13 protein-coding genes are annotated in these 11,651 nt (G+C 64.4%); 4 read left to right on the top strand and 9 right to left on the bottom strand.

Annotated elements, in window-relative coordinates; genetic code table 11:
• Nucleotides 1-43: 43 nt before the first annotated feature.
• The 5 genes from B0G75_RS30535 to B0G75_RS30515 all read right to left on the bottom strand — a co-directional run bounded on the left by B0G75_RS30535 (nt 44) and on the right by B0G75_RS30515 (nt 5,793).
• Nucleotides 44-1,093: an ABC transporter permease gene (locus B0G75_RS30535; RefSeq protein WP_106313754.1), complete on the bottom strand. Its 1,050-nt coding sequence runs from the start codon at nt 1,091-1,093 to the stop codon at nt 44-46.
• Nucleotides 1,090-2,688 (bottom strand): sugar ABC transporter ATP-binding protein, encoded by a 1,599-nt coding sequence (locus B0G75_RS30530; RefSeq protein WP_106313753.1) that lies wholly within the window; start codon nt 2,686-2,688, stop codon nt 1,090-1,092. Before B0G75_RS30530 ends, B0G75_RS30535 begins: the two co-directional genes overlap by 4 nt.
• Nucleotides 2,689-2,988: 300 nt before the next feature.
• The gene (locus B0G75_RS30525) at nt 2,989-3,951 is read right to left on the bottom strand and encodes a sugar ABC transporter substrate-binding protein (protein ID WP_106313752.1); all 963 of its coding nucleotides are present in this window, start codon (nt 3,949-3,951) and stop codon (nt 2,989-2,991) included.
• A 351-nt stretch (nt 3,952-4,302) separates the two neighbouring features.
• The gene (corA, locus tag B0G75_RS30520; RefSeq protein ID WP_106313751.1) at nt 4,303-5,280 is read right to left on the bottom strand and encodes a magnesium/cobalt transporter CorA; all 978 of its coding nucleotides are present in this window, start codon (nt 5,278-5,280) and stop codon (nt 4,303-4,305) included.
• Nucleotides 5,281-5,412: 132 nt separating this feature from the next.
• A complete protein-coding gene (locus B0G75_RS30515) occupies nt 5,413-5,793 on the bottom strand; it encodes a hypothetical protein (protein WP_106313750.1) in 381 nt (126 codons plus the stop codon).
• Nucleotides 5,794-5,962: 169 nt separating this feature from the next.
• On the opposite strand from B0G75_RS30515, the gene cydX reads away from it, so the two are divergent.
• Nucleotides 5,963-6,112: a cytochrome bd-I oxidase subunit CydX gene (gene cydX, locus B0G75_RS30510; protein ID WP_106313749.1), complete on the top strand. Its 150-nt coding sequence runs from the start codon at nt 5,963-5,965 to the stop codon at nt 6,110-6,112.
• A complete protein-coding gene (locus tag B0G75_RS30505) occupies nt 6,109-6,726 on the top strand; it encodes an ATP-binding protein (protein WP_106313748.1) in 618 nt (205 codons plus the stop codon). Before cydX ends, B0G75_RS30505 begins: the two co-directional genes overlap by 4 nt.
• Nucleotides 6,727-6,867: 141 nt before the next feature.
• On the opposite strand, the gene B0G75_RS30500 is transcribed toward B0G75_RS30505, so the two are convergent.
• From B0G75_RS30500 to B0G75_RS30490, 3 genes are all read right to left on the bottom strand, one after another.
• Complete coding sequence (locus tag B0G75_RS30500; protein WP_012433265.1) at nt 6,868-7,965, bottom strand: saccharopine dehydrogenase family protein; 1,098 nt, start codon at nt 7,963-7,965, stop codon at nt 6,868-6,870.
• 223 nt (nt 7,966-8,188) lie between these two features.
• A complete protein-coding gene (locus tag B0G75_RS30495) occupies nt 8,189-8,647 on the bottom strand; it encodes an Lrp/AsnC family transcriptional regulator (protein WP_012433266.1) in 459 nt (152 codons plus the stop codon).
• Between the two features lie 173 nt (nt 8,648-8,820).
• Entirely contained in the window at nt 8,821-9,705 is an 885-nt protein-coding gene (locus B0G75_RS30490; protein WP_106313747.1) for a LysR family transcriptional regulator, read from the bottom strand.
• A gap of 197 nt (nt 9,706-9,902) precedes the next feature.
• Here B0G75_RS30490 and B0G75_RS30485 point away from each other — a divergent pair, with 197 nt between their 5' ends.
• Nucleotides 9,903-10,418: a Spy/CpxP family protein refolding chaperone gene (locus B0G75_RS30485; RefSeq protein WP_106313746.1), complete on the top strand. Its 516-nt coding sequence runs from the start codon at nt 9,903-9,905 to the stop codon at nt 10,416-10,418.
• A 298-nt stretch (nt 10,419-10,716) separates the two neighbouring features.
• A complete protein-coding gene (locus B0G75_RS30480) occupies nt 10,717-11,154 on the top strand; it encodes a PGDYG domain-containing protein (protein WP_106313745.1) in 438 nt (145 codons plus the stop codon).
• A gap of 18 nt (nt 11,155-11,172) precedes the next feature.
• Here B0G75_RS30480 and B0G75_RS30475 read toward each other — a convergent pair whose 3' ends face one another.
• Nucleotides 11,173-11,541, bottom strand: a complete 369-nt coding sequence (locus tag B0G75_RS30475) for a DUF3022 domain-containing protein (RefSeq protein ID WP_106313744.1) — start codon at nt 11,539-11,541, stop codon at nt 11,173-11,175.
• Nucleotides 11,542-11,651: the final 110 nt, after the last annotated feature.

Raw genomic sequence — 11,651 nt, 5'->3', positions numbered from 1 at the left:
CCTGGGTTGCGTTACTCTGCCGGCTTACGATGCGTAGCGCCAGTCAGGCCCGCTTGCGGCGGCTGCGATACGTATCCAGCACCACCGCCACCACGATCACCGCGCCGGTGATCATCCGTTTGGTCGGCTCGTTCGCGCCGATCTGCGCGAGGCCGGCCGCCAGCACGGAAATGATCAACACGCCGAAGAAAGTGCTGATCACCGAGCCGCGCCCGCCCATCAGGCTCGTGCCGCCGATCACCACGGCCGCGATCACCTGCAGTTCCACGCCCTGGCCCGCGTTCGGATCGGCCGCTTCCAGACGCGAAATCTGAAACAGCGCGGCCAGCCCCGAGAGCGCGCCCATCAGCGCGAACACGATCACCTTGTACGGCCGCGGATTGACGCCCGCGAGCCGCACCGCTTCCTCGTTGGTGCCGATGCCGACCAGATAGCGGCCGAACACCGTGCGCGTGAGCACCAGTTGCGCGATGACCATCACCGCCACCGCGATCAGGAACGCCGGCGAGATGCCGAGCGCGATCGGGTTCGACAGGAAGTCGAACGCGTCGCCGATATAGGCGGTGCGCGAATTCGTCATCTGATACGCCATGCCGCGTGCCGCTTCCAGCACGCCGAGCGAGACGATGAACGACGGAATCCGCCAGCCCACCGTCACCGCGCCGGTGATGGTGCCGGTCAGCGCCGCGGCGGCGACGCCGAGCACGGCCGACGGCAACGGCCCCCAGCCCCACTTCAGCGCGGCCACGCTCACCACCGACGCGCCCAGCGCCAGCACCGATCCCACCGACAGATCGATCCCGGCAATGATCAGCACGAAGGTCATCCCCACCGACATCACCACCAGATCCGGAATCTGGTTGGCGATCGTGCTGAACGTGTCGTAGGTCAGAAAGTGCGAACTCAGCAGCGAGAACAGCACGATCATCCCGAGCAACGCGCCGGCGAGCCCCAGGTAATTCGAAAAGCCCAGCCGCGTGCCGGCCGGCTTGCCGCTCGCAAGCGGCGCCGACGGATCGGCCGGCGGCGTGACGGTGCCGCTGCCTGTTACCGGCTTGTCGCCCGATGCTTCCCGCAACGGTTGATCGTTCATGACGCACTCCCTGCTTCGCTGGTGTCGGGGACGGCGTGCAGCAACGCTTCGCGGCTGCGGTAGCCGGCGAACGCCGCGGCCAGCAACGCATCCTGCGACCAGTTATCGCGCTCGAACACACCCGTCATGCTGCCCGCGGACATCACGCCGATCCGGTCGCAGATCAGCATGAGCTCACGCAGGTCGCTCGACACCACGACGAGCGCGCGCCCTTCACGGGCCAGCGCACCCATCAGGCCATAAATATCGAACTTCGCGCCGACGTCGATGCCGCGCGTGGGTTCGTCGAATAACAGCACACGGCAATCGCGCGCCAGCCAGCGGCCGATCACGACCTTCTGCTGGTTGCCGCCCGACAGTTCGCCGACAATCTGCCCCGGCCCGGAAGTGCGGATCCGCATCGCCGCGATCTGCGTCTGCGCCAGTGCGTTCTCCCGCTTCGCGTCGACGATGCCGTGCCGCGCCACGCTGCCGATATTGCCAAGCGACACGTTGGCCGCGATCGGCTGCGGCAGCAGCAAGCCTTCGCCTTTACGGTCCTCGGTGATTAGCGCGATGCCCGCGCGCACCGCGTCCGAAGGCGAAGCGATTTGCACCGGCGTGGGTGGCGCGCCCGGCGTTGCCGCCAGCGAAACGGTGCCGCTATCCTTCGGATCCGCGCCGTAGATCAGCCGCATCAACTCCGTGCGGCCCGCGCCGATCAGCCCGCTGATGCCAAAAATTTCCCCCGCGCGCACTTCGAACGACACTTCGCGCACCACCTTGCCGCGCGTCAGCCGGTCCACTTTCAACAGCGGCGCGCCGATGTTGCGCACGCCCAGATCGATCCTCTCGCCGAGCTCCCGGCCGACCATCCATGTGACGATTTCGTCGCTGGTCAGGTTGGCCATCGCGTCGACGTGCACCAGTCGCCCGTCGCGCAGCACCGCGATCTGCTCGGCCACCCGCGCGAGTTCTTCGAGCCGGTGCGAGATGTAGATCAGCGCCACGCCGCGCGCCTTCAGCCGGTCGATCTGTTCGAACAGCAGATCGACTTCGCGCGCGGTCAGCATCGCGGTCGGCTCGTCGAGGATCAGCACGCGGCAGTCGTCGATCAGATTGCGCGCGATCTCCACCATCTGCTGATGGCCGATGCCGAGTTCGCCGACCAGCGTGTCCGGATCGATCGCGTCGAGCCCGACCTGCGCCATCGCCTGGCGCGCGTCTTCGCGCAGCTTGCGCCGGTCGATCCAGCCGAAGCTGAACGCGCCGGCCCGCGGCAAGCGGTTCAGGAACAGATTTTCGGCCACCGACAAGGTCGGCAGCAGATTCAGCTCCTGCATCACCATGCGCACGCCCAGCGCCTCGGCCTGGGTGCGGCTCGCCGGCGCATACGGCACGCCGCCGAGCTGCATCGTGCCGGCGGTCGGATCCACCAGCCCGCCGATGATTTTGGACAGCGTACTCTTGCCCGCGCCGTTCTCGCCCGTCAGCGCCAATACCTCGCCGGCGCGCAACGACAGCGAAATGTCGGCGAGCACCGGTTCGGCGTAGGTCTTGCCGATGCCGCTGACAGACAGGACGGCGGGCACGGCGTCGTGATCGGTTGAATCCATCGCAATCCTGGTTCCGGGGCGGCAGCCGAGACCTCATGCGATTCGCTCGAATGAAGTTGCGGCCCTTCCGCCTCGTGTCATGCCGGCCCAATACGCGGAATGCGCAGGCGCTAACAGCCACGCACCCTCCCGTCGCGCGGCACCGTCATGACGCTTACCTCTGGAATTAACGGCGGCGCGGCAGGTTTCTTGAGCGTTTGTTGAATAGACGCGGGTTTGCGAGCGCAGGCCAAGCGTGGAGCATGAAACGGCGCCGCAAATCCGCGTACCCGACCTACCCCGGCACTGACCGGGCGATGCTTACCTCGTGACCAGATCGCACGGCGTTTCCACCACGCCAGAGAGGTCCGCCTGCTTCTTGTGTTCGCTGAGGGCCTTCAGCGCGGTGTCGATACCGAACACGGCCTGCTTGGCGGCGTACTGATCCGCGGTGGCGAGCACGCGGCCGTCCTTGAGCATCGGCTTGATCGCATTGATGTTGTCGTAGCCGACCACCAGCACCTTGCCTTGCTTGCCCGCCGCGCGCACGGCCGAGACCGCGCCGATCGCCATGTTGTCGTTGCCGGCGAGGAGCGCCTTCAGATTCGGGTATTCGTTGAGCATGGCCGACGCCACCGCGTTGCCCTTGTCGATTTCCCATTCACCCGATTGCACCGAGACGACTTTGGCGCCGACCGTCTGCATCGCGTCCTTGAAGCCCGCGGTGCGCTGCTGCGCGTTGGTGGTGGTCGACACGCCTTCGATGATGCCGACCTCGTCGCCCGCCTTCAGCTTCTTCGCCAGGTAGTCGCCGACCTTCTGCGCGCCCTTGCGGTTATCCGGGCCGACGAACGGCACGTTCAGGTCTTTCGACTTGAGCACGTCCGGGTCGAGCCGGTTGTCGATGTTCACGACGATGATGCCCGCGTCCACCGCTTTCTTGACGACCGGCACCAGTGCCTTCGAGTCGGCCGGCGCCAGCACGATCGCGTCGACCTTCGACACGATCATCTGCTCGACGATGCGGATCTGGTTCGCCGTATCGGTCTCGTCCTTGATGCCGTTGGTGATCAGGTCGAACTGCGACGGGTTGTGCTTCTGATAGTCCTTCGCGCCGGTCTCCATCGTGAGGAAGAACTCGTTGGCGAGCGACTTCATCACCAGCGCGACCTTCGGCTTATGAGCGGGCGCGCTCTGCGCGTAAGCGGAGGAAAACGGCAAGGCGGCGGTAGCGGTAGCGAGGACGGCGGCCGTCAGGATGCGGCGGCGAATGCGTTGGCTCATGCATATCTCCAGGGTCTGTCAGGCTCGCGACGGAGCCTTATTTTTAATTAGTGCGCAAACGTTTGCGAGGCCCATTCTCAGCGCAGTCTATTCTGATTGTCAACGATGCGCGGTGCTGCAGTGCATCGGCACGTGGCGACGCGCAGCGCAGCGGTGCGCCTGGTCGAATCGGAGTGGCGCCCTGTGTTGGCGCGCCAGCAGGCGGCGTCTGGCAAGGTTCCTCGCTTGGTCCGTGCGTGGCGGATTGACCGCCGGCTGCAAGATCGCAGGCCGACGGGCCGCCTATGCTGGACTTTTATTGCGCGCGATGCAAGCGCGAAGCGGCGCCGCCGAACGCCGCCCTGCCCGCCATCAGAGCCAGCCGGCCTTGCGGAAGCGCCAGTACAGCACGAGGTCGACGCTCAGCATGACCAGAAGGCAGATCGGATAGCCGTACTGGTAGTGCAGCTCGGGGATGCTCTGGAAATTCATCCCGTAGATGCCGGCGATCATGGTCGGCACCGCGAACAGCGCCGCGAACGAACCGAGCCGTTTGGTCACCTCGCTCTCGGCCAGCGAAATCATGCCGAGGTTGACCTGCACGGCGGTGACGACCATTTCGCGCCGCCCGTCGATGATCCTGACGATCCGTTCGAGGTGGTCGTAGACATCGCGGAAGTACGCCTGCATGCCTTCGCAGATGCTCGGAATGCGGCCGCCCGTCAGTTTGCTGAGGGCTTCCTGCAACGGCGCGATATGGTGCTGCAGGATCACGAGGCGCCGCTTTAGCGAGTACAGATCCTGAATGATCGCGCGCGACGCCGCCGAATTGTTGCGGTCGAAAATGCGGTCTTCGAGCGCTTCGATCTCGCTGTTCATCGCCTCGATGATCGGGAAATAGCGATCGACGATGTCGTCGGCGAGCGCATACAGCACGAACGCCGAGCCTTCCTTGAGCAGTTGCGGCTCGCGCTCGCAGCGGGCACGCACGTTCTGGAAGCCGGCGCGGGTGCCGCGCCGCACCGACAGCACGTAATTGGCGCCGACGAACACGTCGACTTCGCCGATCAGCAGTTCGCCCTCTTCGTCCATTTCCACCGTGTGCATCACGGCGAACAGCGACTCGCCGTACTCCTCGATCTTGGGACGCTGGTGGCCGTTCTGCGCATCTTCGATCGCGAGTTCGTGCAGGCCGAACTCGTGTTTCATCACGGCCAGCTCGCCCGGGCCCGGGTCCTTCAGCGCCACCCACACGAAACACTCGGGCCGCGCCACGTAGTCGCTGATGCTATCGATGTCGATGTCTGCCAGTTTCCGGCCGTCCTGATAGGCGGCGCAATTGATCAACATGTTGGATTACCTTGAAAACGGAACAGACCGGCCGAACGCTTACGATACGTAAGCCTGGCGGCGGATCTGCATGAACGAGTTTGCGTTAGTGGCCATGTTAAGGGCTATGCGTGAAGGCGATGTATCGAATTGTTAAGCCTCGCGGCGGACGCTGCGCCACGCCGGCACCGGCTTAAGCGGAACCGGCTCGGCGGGTGTCGAGGCGCAGCCGGAGAGCACGCCGAGACTCAGCGCGGCAAGCGCGCCCATCTTTGCCAATGCGACCTGGGCGGACTGGCGGTGGTGGTCCGGACGCGTCGGCACGCTAGGTCTCCCGTGCTGTTGGTTATGGTCCTGCTTGTGGGTGTCTTCTTTCTGCTCGGGATGCAGAACGATGCCTGGCCATCCTGATTGCTGCTGCCCGTTGCTACTGCCCAACCCTTGCCATGCATCATGGCAACGCCCACCCGTTCCGCCAGTCTGGCCGAACGGCCGACCCGGCGACCTCTTGCACGGCGCCGAGTTCTTCTTCATGATCGCTGCAAAGGGCGGTTCCGTGGGCTACGGCGTGCAAGGTCCGGGTTGCGGATTTACCCTCGGTTCCAGCGCATACCTTCGCCCGCCGGCATCTCGCCATCGCTCTGACCATAGTGCGCAACGCTTCAGATCCGGCCTCGCCCGACATACGACCAAGGAGACTGCAATGTGGTACTTCACCTGGATTCTCGGCATCGGCGTGGCGTTGGGCTTCGGCATCATCAACGTGATGTGGCTGGAGGCCGGCGACAAGTTCACGCGCGATCCGCAACGCGCCGGCGCCGTACCCGCCACACCCGAGGACGCGCCTTCGTGACTCATCTGGTTTTCTTCTGCGGTCACGCGGGCACCGGCAAGACCACGCTCGCGAAGAAACTGCACGGCCCGCTGATGAAAGCGAGCGCGACGCCGTTCTGCCTGCTCGATAAAGATACGCTCTACGGCGGCTACAGCGCGGCCGCCATGGCCATGCTGACCGGCGATTCGAACGACCGCGACAGCCCGCTGTTCCTGCAGCATCTGCGCGATCCCGAATATCGCGGCCTGCTCGATACCGCCCGCGACAATCTCGAACTCGGCATTAGCGCGCTCGTGGTCGGGCCGCTCTCGCGCGAAGTACGCGAGCGGCGGCTGTTCGATCGCGCGTGGCTAGGAGTCGGCGCGGACGTGACGCTGCGGGTCGTGTGGGTCTTTACGTCGGAAGAGACGGCGCGTCAGCGGATCCTCGCGCGCGCCAATCCGAACGACGCGTACAAGCTTGCGCACTGGGACGAGTATCGGCAGCGCCGTTTCGAGCCCAGCGGCGATATCCGCGACGACCTGTTGATGTTCGACAATACCGCGCCTGCCTCGGCGGACTATGAAGCCCTGCTCGCGCGCATCGTCGGCGAGCCGCGGGCGGCGACGCTCATGCCGCCGGTGCCTGTGTAGCGCCGCGTCGGCATCAATTAAAACGAAAACGCCCCGAATAACGGGGCGTTTCCTCGGCTCTCTGCGAAGCCTTCCTAGCTGCTCGCGGCAGACATTTCATGCGTGTCGCCGCGTTGTCGCACGGCCCTCGGTGCCGATCCTTCAGACTGTCGCCATCGTCTCCAGCGCCTGCCCTTCATACAACTGGCCGAAGCGGTTCGCGAGGAAGTCGCGCAGCGACACCTGCTCCTGGCGCACGAAACCCTTCTGCGGCAGCTTCTGTTCGCGGAACAGATCGAGCACCGCGCACATCGCGCCGGCCGTGGTGATCTGGATCGCGCTCATCGGCACGCCGCATACCGTCTTCGCGAAGATCTTGCGAGTGAAGACTTCCTGCACCAGTTGACCGTCGCGCATGCCGCTCACCGTGATGAACACCAGCACCACGTCTTGCGCGGTGGAGGGCACCGAACGGCGCATGATGGTCTTGAGCGTGTCGCGGTCGCTGGCAAGACGCAGGTCTTCGAGCAGGAATTGCATCAGGTTGCGGTGACCCGGATAGCGCACCGACTTGTAGTCGAGCGACTCGACCCGGCCCGACAGCGTCTCGCACAACGTGCCGAGGCCGCCGGAGGTGTTGAAGGCTTCGTATTCGGTGCCGTCGAGCGAGAAATGTTCGAGGCCTTCGAGAGGCTGCACCCACTGCGTACGGCTGTCGCGAATCGCTTCGCACGGCTGGCAGTACTCGTTGATCAGACCGTCGACGCTCCACGTCAGGTTGTACTTCAGTGCGTTGGTCGGGAATTCCGGCAGCGCGCCCACGCGCATCTTGACGTCGCGGATTTCCGTAAAGCGGTTCGCCAGCTCGTGCGCGGCGATGCCGATGAAGCCAGGCGCGAGACCGCACTGCGGCATGAAAGCGTGATCGGCGTCGTCGGCGATCGCGCGGATCGCGTGCGTGGCGCGCACGTCTTCCGTCAGATCGAAGTAATGCACGCCCGCGCCCTTGGCTGCCGAGGCCACGTTCACCGCGAGGTAATACGGCAGCGCGTTGATGAGCGCGTCGAAGCCTTGCACGGCGGCGCGCAGCGCGGCGGCATCGGCAGAATCCACGCGGTGGGTCGGAATGCCCTGGGCGGCGAGTTTGTCGAGCGCGTGCTGGTCGCGGTCGAATGCGACGACGTCGTAGTCGCCGGTTTCGCGCAACATGTGGGCGATGGTGTGACCGATCAAACCTGCGCCAACGATGGCTACTTTCATGGGCTTCTCCTGATTATTGTGTGCTGTCACCAGCTTTGGGAAGTGCGCTGCGCTCGTCGCGCGGCGCCCGGCGGGCTGTACCCTTCAGCAACAGTTTAGGGAGAAGCAAAAACAGTTTATACGCGCAAAATGCTGCGGTATGACCACGAGGTTCGACGTTATGACGAACTAGTCAGCCAATGTGTCGAAAAGGTATAAAAATGGCGTAAACGTCAGGCGGCGCTCACACCATGCCGCGATCGATCTTGCGCGCCAGAATGATCGAAGTCGTGGTCCGCTCCACGCCTTCCAGTTCGCCGATCTGATCGAGCAGATCGTTCAGGCGATCAGGCGAATCCGCGCGCAGCCACGCAACGTAATCGAACTCGCCGCTCACCGCGCACAGCAACTGCACCTCGGGCATCTTGCCGAGGCGTTTCTGCACGGCAGGCCCATGCTTCGGCGCGATGATGATGCCGACATAAGCCACGATGCTCGAGTCGAGCACGTCCTGGCCGAGCCGCACGCTGTACCCGGCGATCACGTTGCTGCGTTCGAGCCGCGCAATGCGCGCAATCACCGTGGTGCGCGCCACGCCGAGCTGGCGAGCGAGGTTGGCGACGCTCTCGCGAGCGTTCGCTTGCAGCAGCGCAACGAGGTTGCGGTCGAGGTCGTCGAGTTGGTCGAGGCGCGGAGGTCTCATCGAGGGAAAAGGAAGTGGCTCAGGTGAGGCGGATTATCGCGCGTCTTTATCGGCAAATGGAAAAGCGGAGAAGTCACGGGGTCGATCGCCGTGAACACACCGAGTGACATCGCACGCGATGTCACGAAATGGCAGGCGTTCTGCGCGTCACAACATTGCATGCGCCGCCAGGCTCATACACCGAACCGTTCGACCACGAAATCGATGAAGTTGGTGAGCTTGGGCGTGGCGCGGCGATCGCGCGGATACAACAGATGGACCGGCGCGCCATCGGGCAAATAATCCTCCAGCACCGACACCAGTTCGCCGCTGGCAATCTCTCTCGCCAGCAGCGCCTCCGGCTGCAACACCAGCCCGAAGCCATGCAACGCCGCCACCTTGAGCGCCTGGCCGTTGTTCGCGCGAAACCGTCCGGCCCGCAATTGGCATTCATCCGCGTTGTCGCCGCCGAGACGCCACAGACCTTCGCGGCCCCAATGCAGAAATCCCAGGCACTCGTGATGCATCAGATCCTCCGGCGTATGCGGCGTGCCGGCGCGCGCCAGATACGCGGGCGACGCGCACGCGCGCATCCGATAAGGCTTCAACGGCCGCGCCACGAAACTCGAATCCGGCAAGCGGCCAATGCGCACCGACGCGTCGAAGCCCTCTTCCACCAGGTCGATGATACGGTTCGACAGATCGAGTTCGAGCGTGATGTCGGGCCAGGCGGTCAGGAACTCGGTCATCGCCGGGGCAAAGACTTCCACGCCGTAGGTGAGCGGCACCGTCACCTTGAGCACGCCGCGCGGCGCGGCGGCCATCGCCTCGGCGAGCGACTCGGCCTCTTTCACGTCGGCCAGAATGCGCCGGCACTGCTCGTAATACTGCCGGCCGATCTCCGTCAGACTTTGCCGGCGCGTGGTGCGCGTCAACAAACGCGCGGCGAGCCGCGTTTCTAGCGAACGGATATGCTTGCCCACCATCGCCGACGAAATGTCGAAGCGTTCGGCCGCCGCCGTCAGGCTGCCTGCTTCGACCACGGCGACGAAGATTTCCATGCTGACGAATTTGTCCACCCGCTATTTCCTTTCGTTTCGGTTGTAAGCGTTTGTCGCATAAGAGCCGCATTGCAGGGATATCGTGATACTAATAGCGGCGACGGCAAAGTGGGCAGCCGGCTGGCGTGCAACGTCATGACTCGCGCATGACTAACGCGGTACGCGCCGCTCGCTCGCAAGCCTTGTCCCAATTCGAATAGACATCAGGAGTTTCGATGAAAAAAGCACTGGTAATGCTGGCCACCGCAGTCGCCATGAGCGGCGCGTTCGCACAAACTTCCGCGCCGGCGTCGGCACCGGTGAGCGCCGCTTCCGCACCCGCCGGCAAGGCCGGCCATGAGCGCAACGTCGAAGACCGCATCGCCTACCTGCATTCGCAACTGAAGATCACCTCGGCGCAGGAACCGCAGTGGAACGCATTCGCCGACGTGATGCGCGGCAACGGCCAGACGATGGGCCAACTGTTCCAGCAACGCCGGGCCGCCACCAACGTATCGGCGCTCGACGACATGAAGCAATACGCGACGATTGCGCAAGCGCATGCGGACGGCATGAAGAAGCTCGTCGATGCGTTCGATCCGCTGTACAACAGCTTCTCGCCGGAACAGAAGAAGCTGGCTGACGTGACCTTCCATCAGCCGGGCGGCGTGGAAGGCCGTGGTCATCATGGCAAGGGTAAAGGCGGCAAGGCCGCGCCTGCTCCGGCGAGCGACGCCACGGTGAAGCCGTAAGTATAGAAACCCGCTTGCGCGCAGTGCCGGTTGTTCACGCTGCGCGCGGCGGATATTTTTTTCCGTGTGCGGCAGAGGTTCGCCCTCACGCTTGCCGCACGTCGAACTTTCCTGCCGTCCACACCACGGTCCGGTTCGTCCCGCACCTGCGATTTCCGGGCGGCAAACAGACGATCCGCGCCGCCATCCATCGCAAAAGAAACCGGTCGCCAGATGCATCTGGCATGATGCGAGTCGTACGCGGCCCGAAGACTTCAAGTCGGGCGCGGCCGTCAAACTCTCCACACCTGCTCGCTTCATGACCGAACTGAAAAATCTCGACCTGAGTCAAGACGCCGACGCCTGCCGCGTCGTCAAAGACGAAACGGTCAGCGTTGAATTCGCCGCCGCCGAAGGCGAACTGATGAGCCTCGAAGGCCCCAACCGCTATGTCCGCGGCGACGCGCTGATCACCGGCTCGACGGGCGACCGCTGGGTCGTCTCGCGCGCACGCTTCGACGCCAAATACGTTCCCGCCGACGCCGCCGTCTCCCATGGCGAAGCCGGCGCGTACCGCAACCGCCCCGCCGTCGTGCTGGCCAAACGGATGCACGAGGCGTTCACGCTCGCGCGCTCGGCAAACGGCGGCGACGTACTGCGCGGCGTCGCCGGCGACTGGGTCATGCAATACGCGCCGGGCGACTACGGCGTGGTGCAGGCAGCCCGTTTCGCGAAGGTCTACCGGCTCGCCGATTGAGCCGGTTGCGCATGGGCATCAAGCGAACTCGTCGCCGAGGTCCACGGTGACATCGCGCGGCACCGCTTCCCCGTTCGCATACTGTTCTTCGAGCGAGCCGATGCTCGCTTCGACATACGCGCGCAGCACCGCGAAACTGCGGCCGCGCAGCCGCGCCGGCAACGTGCGGTAACGCGCCAACGCGGCCGGTGCGATCACCACGGTCATCACGATACGGCGCGCGGTAGAGCCGAAACGCATCGCCACCCAGTGAATCGCCAAGGTCGGCGTGCCGTCTTCCGCGGCGCGCTGAATGAACTGCGTCTGCTCGGGAAACAGATCGCTGATGACGCGCGCCAGTTCCTCGAACTCGGGATTGGCGCAGTCGTATTGGTAAGCTTCTTCCATTGAAGTGTGCCGAAAGGGTGGCCTTGAAAAGAGGCCGATTGTAGAGAACGGTTGACGGCTCAGGATGGAGCGCGTTTCATGCGCGCCATCGAGTCGCCGTCATGCGGCTA

It is taken from the genome of Paraburkholderia sp. BL18I3N2, from assembly GCF_003001875.1.
GTDB lineage: Bacteria > Pseudomonadota > Gammaproteobacteria > Burkholderiales > Burkholderiaceae > Paraburkholderia > Paraburkholderia phytofirmans.
This window is presented reverse-complemented; position numbering and strand designations above follow the sequence as displayed.